The organism is Streptomyces sp. NPDC058758 (assembly GCF_042746075.1).
Taxonomy (GTDB): Bacteria; Actinomycetota; Actinomycetes; order Streptomycetales; family Streptomycetaceae; genus Streptomyces.
In genome coordinates this window covers 13730-29395 of sequence record NZ_JBHYPS010000006.1, presented here as the reverse complement: position 1 = coordinate 29395, position 15666 = coordinate 13730, and the positions used below count along the sequence as shown (strand labels likewise).

The window sequence follows — 15666 nt, the reverse complement described above, 5'->3', positions numbered from 1 at the left end:
GTGGTCAGCCGATTCCGGGGACGAGGGTGAGGAGCATGTCGATGAGCTTGATGCCGGCGAACGGGGCGACCAGGCCGCCGAGTCCGTAGATCCCGAGGTTGCGCCGCAGCATCGAGTCGGCGCTCGACGGGCGGTAGCGCACGCCCTTCAGCGCCAGCGGGACGAGGGCGATGATGATCAGCGCGTTGAAGATCACGGCGGAGAGGATCGCGGACTCGGGCGAGTGCAGGCCCATGATGTTGAGCTTGTCGAGGCTCGGGTAGGCGACGGCGAACATCGCGGGGATGATCGCGAAGTACTTCGCGACGTCGTTGGCGATCGAGAAGGTCGTCAGGGCTCCCCGGGTGATGAGGAGTTGCTTGCCGATCTCGACGATCTCGATGAGCTTGGTCGGGTCGGAGTCGAGGTCGACCATGTTGCCGGCCTCCTTCGCGGCCGACGTGCCCGTGTTCATCGCCACGCCCACGTCCGCCTGCGCGAGGGCCGGGGCGTCGTTGGTGCCGTCGCCGGTCATCGCGACGAGCTTGCCGCCGGCCTGCTCGCGCTTGATGAGGGCCATCTTGTCCTCGGGGGTGGCCTCGGCGAGGAAGTCGTCGACGCCGGCCTCCTCGGCGATGGCCTTCGCGGTCAGCGGGTTGTCACCGGTGATCATGATCGTCTTGATGCCCATGCGGCGCAGCTCGTCGAAGCGCTCCCGCATGCCCTCCTTGACGACGTCCTTGAGGTGGACGACGCCGAGGACCCGCGCGCCCTTGTCGTCGCGCACCGCCACGAGCAGCGGCGTGCCGCCGGCCTGGGAGATACGGTCCGTGAGCGCCTGCGCGTCCTCGGCGACGCTGCCGCCCTGCTCCTTCACCCACGCGACGACCGAACCGGTCGCGCCCTTGCGCACCTTGCGGCCGTCCACGTCGACGCCCGACATGCGGGTCTGGGCGGTGAACCCGATCCAGTCGGCGCCGGACAGTTCGCCCCGGTGGCGCTCGCGCAGGCCGTACTTCTCCTTCGCGAGGACGACGATCGAGCGGCCTTCCGGCGTCTCGTCCGCGAGGGAGGAGAGCTGGGCGGCGTCGGCGACCTCGGCCTCGGTGGTTCCGCGCACGGGGACGAACTCCGAGGCCTGGCGGTTGCCGAGGGTGATCGTGCCGGTCTTGTCGAGCAGCAGCGTGGACACGTCGCCGGCCGCCTCGACCGCGCGGCCCGACATGGCCAGCACGTTGCGCTGGACGAGCCGGTCCATGCCGGCGATGCCGATCGCGGAGAGCAGCGCGCCGATCGTGGTCGGGATGAGGCAGACGAGGAGGGCGGTGAGGACGATCAGGGAGGTCTGCTGGTCGGCCCCGGCGTAGATCGCGAAGGGCTTGAGCGTGACGACGGCGAGCAGGAAGACGACGGTGAGGGAGGCCAGCAGGATGTTGAGGGCGATCTCGTTCGGCGTCTTCTGCCTCGCCGCGCCCTCGACCAGGCCGATCATCCGGTCGATGAAGGTCTCGCCGGGCCTCGTCGTGATCCTGACGACGACGCGGTCGGAGAGGACCTTGGTGCCGCCGGTGACCGCGCACCGGTCGCCGCCGGACTCGCGGATCACGGGCGCGGACTCGCCGGTGATCGCGGACTCGTCCACGCTCGCCACGCCCTCGACTACGTCCCCGTCGCCCGGGATGACGTCCCCGGCCTCGCAGACCACCAGGTCGCCGACGCGCAGTCCGGTCCCGGGGACCCGTTCCTCGCCCGTCCTCGTCAGCCGGCGGGCGATCGTGTCGGTCCTGGCCTTGCGCAGGGTGTCGGCCTGGGCCTTGCCCCGGCCCTCGGCCACCGCCTCCGCCAGGTTGGCGAAGACCGTGGTCAGCCACAGCCAGGCGGTGATCGCCCAGCCGAACCAGTCGCCCGGATTCTTGATCGCCAGTGCGGTGGTGACCACCGAGCCGACCAGCACCACGAACATCACCGGCGACTTGACCATCACGCGCGGGTCGAGCTTCCTGAGCGCGTCCGGGAAGGACGCGAGCAGCTGCTGGGGGTCGAACAGGCCGCCGCCGACGCGTCCGGCCCCGGCCGGCCGGCCGGCGGGCTCCCCGGTCTTCGGGGGGCGGGTGGGAGTGGTGGTGCTCATGCTGCGAGCCCTTCGGCGAGCGGTCCCAGCGCGAGGGCCGGGAAGTAGGTGAGACCGGCGATGATCATGATCGTGCCGACCAGCAGGCCGGTGAACAGCGGCTTCTCGGTCCGCAGCGTGCCCGCCGTCTCCGGCACGGGCTGCTGCTCGGCCAGCGAGCCGGCCAGCGCGAGGACGAACACCATCGGCAGGAAGCGGCCCAGCAGCATCGCGATGCCGATCGTGGTGTTGAACCACTGCGTGTCGGCGTTCAGGCCCGCGAACGCCGAACCGTTGTTGTTCGCGCCCGAGGTGAAGGCGTACAGGATCTCGGAGAAGCCGTGCGCGCCCGAGTTCGTCATCGAGTGCGCCGGGGTGTCCAGGACGAACGAGGCGGCCGTGAAGCAGAGCACGAGTGCCGGGGTGACCAGGAGGTAGCAGGCGGCGAACTTGATCTCCCGCGTGCCGATCTTCTTGCCCAGGTACTCCGGCGTGCGCCCGACCATCAGTCCGGCGAGGAACACCGCGATGACCGCCATGATCAGCATGCCGTACAGGCCCGAGCCGACACCGCCGGGCGCGATCTCGCCGAGCTGCATGCCCAGCATCGTGATGCCGCCGCCGAAACCGGTGTACGAGGAGTGGAAGGAGTTCACCGCGCCCGTCGAGGTCAGCGTGGTGGCCACCGCGAAGAGCGACGAGCCGGCGATCCCGAAGCGGGTCTCCTTGCCCTCCATCGCCCCGCCCGCGACCTCGAACGCCGGGCCCCTGCCCGCGAACTCGGTCCACATCATCAGCGCGGTGAACCCGATCCAGATCACCGCCATCGTGCCGAGGATCGCGTACCCCTGCCGGAGCGATCCGACCATCCGGCCGAAGGTCCGCGTCAGCGCGAACGGGATGACCAGGATCAGATAGATCTCGAAGAGGTTGGAGAGCCCGTTGGGGTTCTCGAAGGGGTGGGAGGAGTTGGCGTTGAAGTAGCCGCCGCCGTTGGTGCCCAGCTCCTTGATGACCTCCTGCGAGGCCACCGCTCCGCCGTTCCACTGCTGCGTGCCGCCGCCGAACTGCCCGACCTCGTGGATCCCGGAGAAGTTCTGGATCGCCCCGCAGGCGACCAGCACCAGGGCGCCGGCCACCGCCATCGGCAGCAGGATCCGCACGACGCCCCGCACCAGATCCGCCCAGAAGTTGCCCAGTTCACCGGTACGGGACCGGGCGAAACCCCGCACGAGGGCGACCGCGACCGTCATGCCGACGGCCGCCGACACGAAGTTCTGCACCGCCAGGCCACCGGTCTGCACGACGTGGCCCATCGCCTGCTCGCCGTAGTACGACTGCCAGTTGGTGTTGGCCACGAACGACGCCGCCGTGTTGAACGCCTGGTCCGGATCGATCGACACGAACCCCAGCGACCCCGGCAGCACCCCCTGCACCCGCTGGAGCAGGTACAGGAACAGCACGCTCACCGCGGAGAAGGCGAGGACCCCGCGCAGATAGGCGGGCCAGCGCATCTCCACCGACGGATGCGCGCCGATCGCCCTGTAGACCCACTTCTCGGGCCGCAGGTGCTTCTTCGAGGAGTACACGCGCGCCATGTGGTCGCCCAGCGGCCGGTACGACAGGCCCAGGGCGACGACCAGCGCCAGAAGCTGGAGGATCCCAGCGAGAACAGGACTCATGGCCGTGCTCAGAACCTCTCCGGCTTGACCAGCGCGAGGACGAGGTAACCCAGCAGGGCGGCGGCCACCAGCAGGCCGACGACGTTTTCGGCACTCACAGCTTCGCCACCCCCTTGGCGATGAAGGCCACCAGCGCGAAGACCGCGACCGTGGTGACGACGAAGGCCACGTCGGCCATCGTGAACTCCCGGAGAAGAAGGAAAGGCGGATTCTCTGACGAGATGAGGAAACAGCCTTTCCGGCCGCCCGCCGCCGCCGTTGACGCCGCTCTGACGCCCGGGGCGCCCCTCTTGACGCGTCCCCTACGCGAGGCGCTCGCGCAGCGGGCCGGCCCCGGGGACGCCCGGGCGGACGGCGAGGCCGAGGGCGTGGCGCAGGTGCGCCCCGTGGTCGTGGAGGGAGGCGCGGGCGGCGGCCCCGGGGCATCACGCCGCGGGCCGGGACCTCCGGGTCCGGTGGCGGAGGTTGACCACGACCGCCCGGGTCACGGAGCGCGGGTCGAGGAAGCCGAGCGGGCCGATCAGCCGGGAGGCGAAGAGGTACATGTGGCGGGCGGCCGCCGCGTCCCGGGCGGCGGCGGCGAACATGAGGCGCTCGATCGGGTTGAAGGGGCGGGAGCGGGCGAAGTCGACGGCCAGCCGCTGGTGGGGGCGGAGCCGGCGGCGGTGGACGCGGGCGTAGGCCGCCAGGGAGCGGTCGAGGTCGCCGTGGCCCGCCGCGGCGGGGGCCACTTCTCCGGCCAGCCAGTCCGCCGTCTGGAGCGCCCAGCCGCAGCCGACGCCCCACAGGGGGTCGCCGGTGAGGGCGGCGTCTCCGACGAGGGCGATGCCGGGGGCGGTGGGCTCCCGGGTGACCAGGGGGTAGTCGACGGTGCCGATGATCTTCGAGACGCGTTCGGCGGAGTCGATGGGGGGCGCCTCGGGCAGGGCGCGGACGAAGGCCTCGAAGCTGCCCTCCAGGTCCTCCCGGAAGGCGGGGAGGCGCTTCTTGTCGGGGAGGACGGCGAGGACCGTGACGCCGTCGTCGTTGGGGAAGGAGTAGGCCATGTCGGGTTCGAGGAACCAGGTCTGGCCGATGCCGCCGGGCAGCGGCAGGCCGCGGTAGTGCGCGAGGTAGCCGAAGCGGCCGTTCTCGTACCGCCGGGTGGGGATGCCGGCGAGTCCGGCGACGGCCGAGTCCTTGCCGTCGGCGCCGACCACCAGCCGGGCGCGCAGCTCCCGCTCGCCCTCCGGGGTGGTGACGCGGACGCCGGCGGTCCGGCCGCCCTCCCGGAGCAGCCCGGTGAGCCGGTGGCCGAGGAGCAGGTCGACGCCGGGGGTCCGGGCGGCGTGGGACCTGATGAGCGGGTCGAGGGTGGAGCGGCGGACGTTGTACGCGTACGGGAGTTCGGGGCCGCCCGGCGCCGCCTTCGGCACGATCCAGCCCCAGCGGGTGTACCAGCGGGCTTCGTTGCGGACGGCTCCGGCCTTCTCCAGGTCCGGGAGGAGGCCGAGTTCGTCGAGCACCGGGTGGGCGCAGGCCGTGAGGGCGTGGGTGCAGAGCACCTTGTACGCGCCGGGGTCGGAGCGGCGCTCCAGCAGGGCGACGCGCACCCCCCGGCGGGCGAGCAGGATCGCCGCCGCGCAGCCCGCGAGGCCGGCCCCCGCGATGACGACGTCGTAGGTGCCGTCCGGCTGCCGTCCGGACGGTGCGGTGTCGGGCTCGGTCATGCGCTGATCGCCCCCTGGGTGTGTGAAGTGTTCCCACTCCTGTCAGGGGCATGACCGTGCTGTCAAGGGCCGGGGGCCGCTCCGTCGTCGCCCCGGCCGCCCGGACGGAACCGGCCGGGGCCCCCGCGACGCGCCCCGGCCGCGCCGGGCGGCGCCCGTCAGCGGCAGAGCAGCGCCGCGCGCAGGTCGGCCCTGTGGTCGAGGCGGGACAGGTCCCGCCCGGTCAGCGCCTCGATCCGCCCGACGCGGTAGTGGACCGTGTTGACGTGCACGCCCAGGGCCCCGGCGGTCCGCGCCCACGAGCAGTCGTGCGCCAGGAACGCCTCCAGCGTGTCCAGGAGCATCGCCCCCGCCCCCCGTCCGGTGCCGAGCAGCGGCCCGAGGACCGTCACGCGGTACACCTCCCGCACCTCGGCGGGCACCCCCGCGAGGAGCGCCCCCAGCCCGTCGAGGTCCCCGAGGCCCGCGACCCGGGGCGCCGCCGGTCCCGCGGCCCGCGCCGCGGCCAGGGCGTGCCGGGCCTGGGCCAGGGCGGCGGCCAGCCGCTCCGGGGCGTCGACGGGCCCGCTCACCCCGGCGTACGGCACGGCGCCGGGCCGGCAGGCGGGCAGCAGCGGCCACACCTCGCCGAGCAGGGCCCGTACGTCGTACCCGGCGTCCGGGTCGCGGGCGACGACCGCGGTCGCCTCCCCGCCGCTCCCGCCGGCGACCGCGTGGGCGGCGGACGGCAGATGGGCCAGCGCCTCGGCGAGCGCGGCGGCCGCCTCGCCCGGCCCGCCGGACGGCGCCAGGGCCGCCGCGACGACGGTGTACGCGGGCGCCTCGGCCAGACCGCAGGCGGCGAGGGCGGTCCGCAGCCGGGCGGCGTCGGCGACCGGAGCGTCCACGGCGGCGGCGAGTTCACCCGCGGCGTCCGCGCGGGCGGCGCGCCGCCGGTCGTCGAGGCGGCGGTGCCGGCCGAGGAGCTCGGCCGTCTCCCGGAGGGCGCCCGGCGGCACCCGCTCCGGCTCCGGCAGGTGGAGGTGCCAGGCGTCGAAGACCGTGCCGTCGCCGTCGACGCGCACGGTGGCGCCGAGCCCGGCGCGCAGCAGCTCCGCGGCACGCGGGGCGGGGAGTTCGGCCCGGGCGGTGGCGGTGCGGGCGAGGGTGCGGCCGCTGGCGGTCAGCAGGTGGCAGGCGGGCGTGCCGAGAGGGGCGAGGGCCCGGTCCAGCAGCTCGGCGACCGGGGCGCCGGTGTCGAGGGCGCGGTCGAGCTCGACGCGGACGCGGGCGGGCAGCGCGTCGCGGAGGAGGGGGTCGACGTGCATACGGGGGCTCCTAGCGCGGTCGCGGGACGGGCCCGGGTCCGCATGCGCGAGGGGGATGCGGGTCGGCACATCGTAAATGCGCGGCGGCAGGAGCAGAACGGCTCTGGACCGCCCCTCCGGCCGAGGGCGCCGTCCGGGGCGCCGGGGGCCGGTTCGTCCGAGGGGTGAGACCGGGGGCGGGTTCCGCTCATCGCTTCCTCCAGCCACCTCGCATGCGCCATGGAGGGTCCCACAAGCTTGTTGCAGATGAGAGGAGAACGGCCCTAGCGTGTCGCACATGCAGTCCTACACCATCGGGCAGGCCGCCCGTCTGCTGGGCGTCAGCCCGGACACGGCCCGGCGCTGGGCCGACGCGGGCCGGATCGAGACCCACCGCGACGAGAGCGGCCGGCGCGTGATCGACGGCCGGTCGCTGGCGGCCTTCTCCACGGAACTCGCGCAGAGCGACGAGGAGGAGGACGCCTCCTACACCTCGGCCCGCAACGCGTTCCCGGGGATCGTCACGGCGATCAAGCTCGGTGACGTCGCGGCCCAGGTCACCATCCAGGCCGGTCCGCACCGCCTCGTCTCCCTGCTGACCCGGGAGGCCGTGGAGGAGCTGGGACTGGAAGTCGGCATGCGGGCCACCGCCCGCGTGAAGTCGACCAGCGTGCACATCGACCGCACCTGAGCCCTCGTCCGTCTTCCGCCCCGCCAAGGAGCACCGACCCCATGTCACGCGCCCTCGCCCCCGCCGGACGCCGCGCCGCCGGCGCCGTCCTCACCGCCGCCCTCCTGCTGCCGCTCGCCGCCTGCGGCGACGGCTCCGAGGACAAGGCCGCCGGCCCGGCCGGCACGAAGCTGACCGTGCTCGCCGCCGCCTCGCTCACCGACGTCTTCGAGACGGCCGGCGCCGCGTACGAGAAGTCCCACCCGGGCACGGAGCTCACCTTCTCCTTCGCCGGCTCCCAGGAGCTCGTCGCCCAGGTCTCCCAGGGCTCGCCCGCCGACGTCCTGGTCACCGCCGACACCAAGAGCATGGACAAGGCGAAGGCCGACACCGGCACCCCGACGGTCATCGCGAAGAACCGGCTCGTCATCGCCACCGGCGAGGGCAACCCGCACCGGATCGACGACCTGAGGGACCTCGCCGACCCGAAGCTGAAGGTCGTCCTCGCCGCCCCCGAGGTACCGGCCGGCAAGTACAGCGAGCAGATCCTGGAGAAGCAGGGCGTCACGGTGAGGCCGGTCTCCCAGGAGCCCAGCGTCCGCGCCGTGCTCGGCAAGGTCGAGATGGGCGAGGCCGACGCCGGGCTCGTCTACAGGACCGACGCCCGGAGCGCGCAGGACAAGGTCGACGCCGTCGAGATCCCCGACGACCGGAACGCGATCGCCCAGTACCCGGCCGCCACGCTGAAGGGCTCCGGGAACGCCGGGGCCGCCACCGCGTTCGTCGCCTGGCTCTCCTCTCCCGAGGCCCAGGGGATCCTCCGGGACGCCGGCTTCCAGAAGCCCTAGCCGACCGGGACCCCACCGCTCGTGAGGGGCCGGCCGTCCCGGGGGAACGGTCGGCCCCTCCCGCCCCCGCCCCACCCCTCGGAAACCGCGACGCGTCCTCGGGAACCACGATGAAACGAACCGGCGCACCCGCCTCCGGCGCCCGCCCCCCGCTCGCGCTGGCCCTGCCCGCGCTGCTCGGCGTGGCCTTCCTGGCCCTGCCCCTGGCCGGCATCCTCGTCCGCACCGAATGGGGCGAGCTGGCCGGCCACCTGACCTCGCCGGGCACCGTCGAGGCGCTCAGGCTGTCCCTGGTGGTGTCCTTCTGGGCGCTGGGCCTCTCCCTGCTGCTCGGGGTGCCGCTGGCCTGGCTGCTGGCCCGGGTGCCGTTCCGCGGCAAGGCCTTCGTCCGCTCCCTGGTGCTGCTGCCCATGGTCCTGCCGCCGACCGTCGGCGGCGTCGCGCTGCTCCTCGCCTTCGGCCGGCGCGGCCTCCTCGGCCCCTGGCTCCACTCGGCCCTCGGCGTCACCCTCCCCTTCCACACCTCCGGCGCCGTCCTCGCCGCCACCTTCGTCGCCATGCCCTTCCTCGTCATCAGCCTGGAGGGCGCGCTCGGCGGACTGCGGCCCCGGTACGAGGAGACCGCGGCCTCCCTCGGCGCCTCACCCCTCCGGGTCTTCTTCACGGTGACCCTGCCGATGGTGGCGCCCGGGGTGATCGCGGGCGCGGCCCTGACCTGGGCGCGGGCGCTGGGCGAGTTCGGCGCCACCATCACCTTCGCCGGGAACCTGCCCGGCACGACCCAGACGCTGCCGCTCCGGGTCTATCTGCTGCTCCAGGAGGAGCCCGAGGCCGCCACCTCGGTCTCGCTGCTGCTGCTCGCCATCGCGATGGGCGTGCTCATCGCGCTGCGCGGCCGGTGGACGGGCCTCCCGGCCGAGCGGCGGCGGCCGGGCGCCGCGCCCGCCGAGGAGCCGGCCCCGGCGGAGCCGCCGTCCGCCGCCGCCCCGCCCGCCCCGTCCGGCGGACGCTGGCCGCTGCACGCCGAGGTCACCGGCTTCACCGCCCTCACCCTCGACGCCGACCCCGGCACCACCATCGCCGTCGTCGGACCCAACGGCGCCGGGAAGACCACCCTGCTGCGCGCCCTGCTGGGCCTCACCCCCCGGGCGCACGCGACGCTCACCCTCGGCGGCACGGACGTCACGGCCCTGCCGCCGCACCGGCGCCGGGTCGCCTGGGTGCCGCAGGACGGTGCCCTCTTCCCGCACCTGACGGCCCTCGCCAACACCGCCTACGGGCTCCGCGCCCAGGGCGTCCCGCGCGCCGGGGCCCGCCGCGAGGCCCGGGCGTGGCTCGACCGGCTCGGCGTCGGCCACCTCGCCCACCGCAGGCCCGCGCAGCTCTCCGGCGGCCAGGCGCAGCGCGTGGCACTGGCCCGGGCGCTCGCCGCCCGGCCCCGGCTGCTGGTCCTCGACGAACCGCTCGCCGCGCTCGACCAGACGACCCGGGCCCACGTCCGGCACACGCTGCGCACCCATCTGGCCGGCTTCGGCGGCGTCTGCCTGCTCGTCACCCACGACCCGGTGGAGGCGGTCTCGCTGGCCGACCGGGTCCTCGTCCTGGACGGGGGCCGAGCCCTCCAGGACGCCTCGCCCACCGAGGTCACCCGGCACCCCCGCTCCCCCTGGGTGGCCCGGATGCTCGGCCGCAACGCCTGGCCCGGCACCGCCACCCCCGAGGGGCTCGCCCTCGACGGCGGCGGCACCCTGGTCGCGGCCGAGCCCCCGCCGCCGGGCACCCCGGCGCTGGCGATCGTCGCGCCCGAGGCGGTGTCCGTGCACCGCGAGCGGCCCGCCGGCAGCCCCCGGAACGTCTGGCCCGGGACCGTACGGGAGATCACCGCCAGCGGCAGCCGGCTGCGGGTCCTGGTCACCTCCGCCGAGGCGCCCGACCTGGTCGCCGAGATCACCCCGCGGGCCGCGGCCGAGCTGGGCCTGGCCGACGGGGTGTCCGTGTGGACGAGCGTGAAGGCGACGGAGACGACGGTCGTCGTCCTCTGAGCCCCCGTCTCAGCCGATCGTCCAGCGCTGGCGGGTGGTCCCGGTGTCCGGCTGCTGGGTGACCTGGGCCCCGTTCCCCGAGGACGCAGTGGTCAGGAGGAGGCCGCTGCGGACGGAGGCGAGGGTGGAGGTGCCGTCGGGGAGCGCGGTGAGGGTCCACCGCTGGTTGGCGCCGCCGTGGCAGGTCCACTGGACGATCCGGGCGCCGGCGGCGATGGAGCCGTTCTCGACGTCGGCGCACTTGCCGGAGGAGGCGCTGCGCAGCTCGTAGGCGCCGTCGGTCTGCCGGGTCAGGGTCCACTTCTGGTTGGCGCCGCCGTTCGGGGTCCAGGTGACGAGCCCGGTGCCGTCGGCGGTGCTGCTGTCGGGGACGTCGAGGGCCTTGCCCCCGGTGGTGAGGGTGACGGTCCGCGGGGCGTCGCCGACCGGGGTGAGGGAGAGGGACTGCTCGGCGGCCGTGCGGCCGCCGCCGACCGGGCTGCCGGTGGTGTCGGTCCAGCTGCGGGCGGGGGTGGTCTCGGCCGGCCGGCCGGGGGCGGCGGAGAGGCCGAGGACGAGGCCGCTGTGCCGGTTGACCAGCTTGACGGTGCCGGTGGGGGCGTTGTCGGCGGCGGAGGCGCCGGGGACGACCCACCAGTCCTGTCCGACGCCGGAGGCCGCCGCCGTGACCGTCGGTTTCGTGCCCCACGCGCGCGTGGCGGCGCCGGTGGAGGCGACGCCGAGGAGGCCGCCGGTGGCGGCGTTGGCGATGCGGTAGGAGCCGTCGCCCTTCGCGGTGAAGGTCCAGTGCTCCAGCGCCGAGCCGGTGGGGGCCGCCGTGGACGTGGTGGCGGAGCCGCCGGACACCTGGGCGAGGACGCGGCCGCCGGCGCCGATCCGGTAGGCGCGGCCGGTGTCGACCGGGGCGGCGGGCTCGTTCGTCCCGATGCTCAGGTTGACGTACTCGCCGCTCGCGCCGCCGGAGCAGCCGAAGGAGCAGTAGGCGCGAAAGTCCTTGCCGACGATCCCCGAGCCGGTCCTGCTGCCGCTGTCGAGGAACCAGCGGTACCAGGACGCGGTCCGGTAGGAGCCGGTGTCGCCGAGGCGGAACCACTTCTGGGTGGTGAGGTCGGCGGTGGCGTACAGCTCCTGCGGGGCGTTGCCGCTCTGGTCGACGGCCTGCGGCTCGCCGACGTACAGGCCGAGGTGGGCGTTGTAGGTGATGTCCATGACGAAGAGCGGGGAGGTGGCGGGGGTCAGGCCGGCCGCGACCTGCTGGGCCACGGAGCCGCCGTTCGCCGGGTCGTACTCCTTCGCGGGCGGCACGTAGCCGGTGGTGGAGCCGGAGCCGACCGGGACCATGGTGGACTCGCGGCCGCCGACGCCGGGCTGGGACCAGGCGCCGTCGTACCACTTGCGCCAGGTGCCGGGCGCCATCTTGCCGGAGATCGGGGCGCGGGCGACGTGGCCGTAGAAGGCGGCCCAGCCGCCGCCCTTGTTGACGATCCGGGAGCCGTAGAAGGCGTAGAAGTAGCCGGAGGCGGTGTCGGCGAAGAGCCGGGGGTCGCCGGTGCCGTAGTGGTAGGTCTGCTGGGGGAAGGCGGCGGTGTCGCCGCGCTTCGTGCTGTACGGCGAGGTGATGACGTGGTCCTTGACGGTCCACGTCCGGCCCTGGTCCTTCGAGACCGCGTAGTCGATGCCGTCGTAGTGGACGCCGTCGGCGAAGGGCTGCGGGGTGAACTCGTTGTGGACGAGGCCGTACCAGTCGCCGGTGTCCGGGTCGACCCACAGGCCGGTCAGGTCGCAGTAGTTGCGGTGGGCGTAGCCGCTGCCGGCCGGGGCGGGGGTGGACTCCACGCCGGTGGGGCTGTTGTTGCAGCGCCAGGTGGTGTCGTCGTTGCGGTCGGCGGGGTTCGCCGGGTTCACGGCGTCGCTGATGGCGGCGGAGCGGTTGGCGGAATCGAAGTCGGTGCCGGTGTAGAAGGTCCACTTGCGGGGGTCGTTCGCCCCGTACAGGGCGTGGGCCTGCTGGTAGTAGAAGGTGCCGTCCTTGTCGACGTACGGGCTGGCGGGGGTGTCGTCGGGGCGGTTCCACGTGCCCTTGGCGCCGACGGTGACGGTGTAGGCGGCGGTGGTGGCGGTGGTCTCCGGGGCGACCGCGGCCGGTGGGGCGGCGGCGAGGGCCGAGCCGCCGGTCACGGCGAGGGCCGCCGCGGCGAGCGTGCTCACGAATCTGCTGCGCGGAAGGTGCACGGGTACTCCCTGGGTGGCGGAGCCGGGCGCTGGTGGCACGGACCCTAGAGCGCATTTGACCGGTAAAACAAGAGGGGCGACTCCGCCGGATCCCTTGTTCCGCAAGGGAGTTGACCGTCCGGACGGCCCTCGGGGCGCGGCCACCGGCGCCTTGACCGCAGGTGGGGGCCCGGTTACGTTGCGAGCCGAGCGGGAACGGCGGGCGGGGCGGGTACGACGGGGGCGTCATGGTCACCATGCAGGACGTGGCGGAGCGGGCGGGCGTCACCAAGCAGACCGTCTCGAACGTCGTCACGGGACGGGTGGCGGTGCGCCCGGCGACGGAGGCGCGGGTCCGCGCCGCGATCGCCGAACTCGGCTACGTCCCCAATCTGGTGGCCCGCTCCCTCGCCACCGGCAGCAGCCGCACCGTCGGCCTCTTCGTGCCGACCGTCTCGGCGCCGTTCTACGCGGACGTGGTCGAGGAGGTCGAGGACGCCCTGGAGGAGCGCGGGTACCGGCTGCTGCTGTGCACCACCCGCCTCGACGGGGAGCGGGCCCGGCGCCATCTGACCGCGCTCGCCAGCCGCTCCGTGGACGCCCTGCTGATCGCCGGGGACCAGGACCTGACCGGCCATCTGCCGCTGCTCGCGGACGCCCGCTTCCCCGTGGTGCTGTGCGCCTGGGAGGCGGCCCTGCCGGACGGCTTCCCGGTCGTCACCGTCGACTACGAGCACGGCGGCCACCTCGCCGGCCGGCACCTGCGGGCGCTCGGGCACGAGCGGGCCCTCGTCCTCGCGAGCCCCGCGCACGCCGTCCGCGCGGCCGGCTTCCTGCGGGCCTTCCGCGAGGACGGCGTCGCGCTGCCGGCCGACGCCGTGCGCACGGCGGCCGAACCCACCTTCCGCGGGGGTCTCGTGGCGGCGCTCGACGCCCTGCGGGACCGGCCGGACACCACGGCGCTCTTCGCCACCCACGACGTCCTGGCGGTCGCCGCGGTGGAGGCCGCCCGGTCGCTCGGCCGCACCGTCCCCGACGACCTGTCCGTGGTCGCCCACGACGACACCCCCGCCGGCCTCCTCTCCGGCACCGCCCTCACCAGCGTGGTCCTCCCCAAGCGGGAGATGGCCCGTCAGGCCGTCGACCTCGCCCTCGGCGCCGCCGCCCCGCCCGGCGGCCGCCCCCGGCCGCTGCTGCCCACCCTGGTCCCGGGGGACAGCACCGCGCGCGCGGGCGGCCGGCCCGGGGCCTGACGTCACCCGTCGGGCGCCCTCTCCCGCGGCGCAGCCGGAGCGGCGCCCGCCGGGTGGATCCGGCCGGTGCCGAGGAGGTCGCGGAGCGGGGGTTCGCGGGCGAGCACGGCTCCGATGGTGAAGGCGAAGGTCAGGGCGGCGCAGACGACGATGAGCCAGGACAGCAGGGTGAGGACCAGGCCGAGGGAGCCGTACTCGGCGAGGGCCCGGTTGAGCGCGCCGGGCATGTAGAGGCGGGCGGTGACGCCGAGCACGGTGGAGGCGAAGGCGCCCAGCAGGGCGCCGGGCAGCAGCGGCAGCCAGGGCACGCGCTTGGCGAGCAGCAGGTGCTGGGTCCAGAGCCAGACGCCGGTGGAGACGACGAAGAGGAGCGGGAGGCCGAGCCAGCCGCCGGCGCCGAAGCCGTCGCGGATCGGCGCCTGGAGGAAGACGACGAGGAGCAGGGCGAGCAGCCAGACCGCCCACCGCCAGGCGGCGATCCGGGTGCCGGCCTTCGGCAGGCCCCAGGCGCGCTCGCAGACGCGGGCCATGGCGCGGCTGAAACTGGTGGCGGAGATCAGGGCGATCAGGGCGCCGACGGCTCCGGTGGTCTCCCGCACTTCCTCGGCGGCGGACTGGTCGAGGACCTTCTGGAGCTCCTGGGCGGAGGCTCCGGTGAGGCCGAAGACGGAGCGCAGGGACTCGCGGAGCTGATCGCGGACGGAGGCGGGGGCGAAGGCGGCGACGGCGAAGAGGAGCGGGACGGCGGCGAGGAAGGCCTGGGCGGCGAGGCGGGTGCCGGCGTCGAGGAGGCTGCTGTCGACGAGCCGCTCGGTCAGCTCGGTCACGACCGGGAAGCGCCGTTCGGCGCCGGCCCGGAGGCTCCGCACCCGCTGCTTCCACGACATCGCGCCTCCCGCCCCGCCTCGCCGGTCTCCCCGCCGCGTGCGGGAGGCCCGCCGCCCGCGCGGACGCTCCCCGCCATGAGACGGCACCGGCGGCCGCCCGGCCACTCGGCGACACCCGGACGGGGCCCTTCACGGCCCCCAGTAGCGGGCGAGCGCGCCTTCCCTGAACGGGGCGGGACTGACGCTCAGCTCCCCGGCGAAGGGCCGGTCCAGGACCAGCACGAGCAGCAGGCTGAAGCCGATCAGCGCGGCGACCGAGGCGACGAACAGCACCTGGATCCGCAGCCGCCGCATCCCGTACAGGAAGGTCAGCGGGACGAGGACGAGTGCGCCGCCGAAGGCCAGCACCTGGAGCAGCGGGGGCAGTTCCTGCTGGGCCATGGTGATCCGGGCGCGGCGCTGGGCGGCGACGTCGTTGAGGTGGCCGACCGCCTCCTCGTAGAAGACCTCCTCGCGCGGGGTCCTCGGGTCGTAGGCCTGGAGCACCTCGAAGGCCTTCACGAGGCTGCGCTCGGTGGCGCCGTACTGCGGCCGTCCCTCCCGCATCAGGGGCCACTGCCGCTCGACGACGGTGTGGACGTAGTCGCTCAGGGCGGTGTCGAGGTCGGCGCGGACGGGCGGCGGGAAGGCGGCGGCGTCCCGGGCGATGAGGGCGAGGTCGGTGGCCTCGGCGGCGACGATCGTCTGGGTGCTCTCCAGCTGGGTCCAGAGGGTGACGATGACGAACGCGAGGATGATCCCGTAGATCGCGCCGAACATCCCGAGGGTGACGCCGACCATGTCGTTGTGCTCCCCGTCGGCGAGCGACGGATGGCGGCGGCGGAGCAGCACGCTGCCCGCGACGGCGAACGCGACCGTCCCGCCGACGAGGACGACGGCCAGGGAGAAGGAGCTGAGGTGGTTGAGCAGCCAGAGCGACATGGGCGCGGAGTCTAGGCACCCGGCGCACCCGCCCCGGACCGTCCCACGGGCGCACGCCCCCGGCGCAC

General features: G+C 74.5%; 12 protein-coding genes. 4 read left to right on the top strand and 8 right to left on the bottom strand.

Annotated elements, in window-relative coordinates; genetic code table 11:
• Nucleotides 1-4 precede the first annotated feature (4 nt).
• The 5 genes from kdpB to ACFW6A_RS09895 all read right to left on the bottom strand — a co-directional run bounded on the left by kdpB (nucleotide 5) and on the right by ACFW6A_RS09895 (nucleotide 6787).
• Nucleotides 5-2110, bottom strand: a complete 2106-nt coding sequence (kdpB, locus tag ACFW6A_RS09915; RefSeq protein WP_351850129.1) for a potassium-transporting ATPase subunit KdpB — start codon at nucleotides 2108-2110, stop codon at nucleotides 5-7.
• Nucleotides 2107-3771 (bottom strand): potassium-transporting ATPase subunit KdpA, encoded by a 1665-nt coding sequence (gene kdpA / locus ACFW6A_RS09910; RefSeq protein ID WP_351850127.1) that lies wholly within the window; start codon nucleotides 3769-3771, stop codon nucleotides 2107-2109. Before kdpA ends, kdpB begins: the two co-directional genes overlap by 4 nt.
• A gap of 8 nt (nucleotides 3772-3779) precedes the next feature.
• Nucleotides 3780-3869: a K(+)-transporting ATPase subunit F gene (gene kdpF / locus ACFW6A_RS09905; RefSeq protein ID WP_123452475.1), complete on the bottom strand. Its 90-nt coding sequence runs from the start codon at nucleotides 3867-3869 to the stop codon at nucleotides 3780-3782.
• A 327-nt stretch (nucleotides 3870-4196) separates the two neighbouring features.
• Complete coding sequence (locus ACFW6A_RS09900) at nucleotides 4197-5480, bottom strand: NAD(P)/FAD-dependent oxidoreductase (protein WP_386639728.1); 1284 nt, start codon at nucleotides 5478-5480, stop codon at nucleotides 4197-4199.
• Between the two features lie 158 nt (nucleotides 5481-5638).
• Complete coding sequence (locus tag ACFW6A_RS09895) at nucleotides 5639-6787, bottom strand: helix-turn-helix domain-containing protein (RefSeq protein WP_351850123.1); 1149 nt, start codon at nucleotides 6785-6787, stop codon at nucleotides 5639-5641.
• Between the two features lie 277 nt (nucleotides 6788-7064).
• On the opposite strand from ACFW6A_RS09895, the gene ACFW6A_RS09890 reads away from it, so the two are divergent.
• The 3 genes from ACFW6A_RS09890 to ACFW6A_RS09880 all read left to right on the top strand — a co-directional run bounded on the left by ACFW6A_RS09890 (nucleotide 7065) and on the right by ACFW6A_RS09880 (nucleotide 10326).
• Entirely contained in the window at nucleotides 7065-7457 is a 393-nt protein-coding gene (locus tag ACFW6A_RS09890) for a molybdopterin-binding protein (RefSeq protein WP_386478755.1), read from the top strand.
• Nucleotides 7458-7498: 41 nt separating this feature from the next.
• On the top strand, nucleotides 7499-8284 hold the full coding sequence (gene modA / locus ACFW6A_RS09885; protein WP_351850120.1) for a molybdate ABC transporter substrate-binding protein: 786 nt from the start codon (nucleotides 7499-7501) through the stop codon (nucleotides 8282-8284).
• Between the two features lie 110 nt (nucleotides 8285-8394).
• The gene (locus ACFW6A_RS09880; RefSeq protein WP_386639723.1) at nucleotides 8395-10326 is read left to right on the top strand and encodes an ABC transporter permease; all 1932 of its coding nucleotides are present in this window, start codon (nucleotides 8395-8397) and stop codon (nucleotides 10324-10326) included.
• Nucleotides 10327-10335: 9 nt separating this feature from the next.
• Here the strand turns inward: ACFW6A_RS09880 and ACFW6A_RS09875 are convergent, their stop codons facing one another.
• The gene (locus ACFW6A_RS09875; RefSeq protein WP_386639720.1) at nucleotides 10336-12534 is read right to left on the bottom strand and encodes an RICIN domain-containing protein; all 2199 of its coding nucleotides are present in this window, start codon (nucleotides 12532-12534) and stop codon (nucleotides 10336-10338) included.
• A gap of 251 nt (nucleotides 12535-12785) precedes the next feature.
• Between ACFW6A_RS09875 and ACFW6A_RS09870 the strand changes: the two genes are divergently transcribed.
• Nucleotides 12786-13790, top strand: coding sequence for a LacI family DNA-binding transcriptional regulator (locus ACFW6A_RS09870; protein WP_386639717.1), 1005 nt, complete (start codon nucleotides 12786-12788; stop codon nucleotides 13788-13790).
• Between the two features lie 2 nt (nucleotides 13791-13792).
• Here ACFW6A_RS09870 and ACFW6A_RS09865 read toward each other — a convergent pair whose 3' ends face one another.
• Together ACFW6A_RS09865 and ACFW6A_RS09860 are read right to left on the bottom strand one after the other, a co-directional pair.
• Nucleotides 13793-14677 (bottom strand): YhjD/YihY/BrkB family envelope integrity protein, encoded by an 885-nt coding sequence (locus ACFW6A_RS09865; protein ID WP_351850116.1) that lies wholly within the window; start codon nucleotides 14675-14677, stop codon nucleotides 13793-13795.
• A gap of 129 nt (nucleotides 14678-14806) precedes the next feature.
• Nucleotides 14807-15598, bottom strand: a complete 792-nt coding sequence (locus tag ACFW6A_RS09860; protein WP_351850115.1) for a DUF4239 domain-containing protein — start codon at nucleotides 15596-15598, stop codon at nucleotides 14807-14809.
• Between the last annotated feature and the right edge of the window lie 68 nt (nucleotides 15599-15666).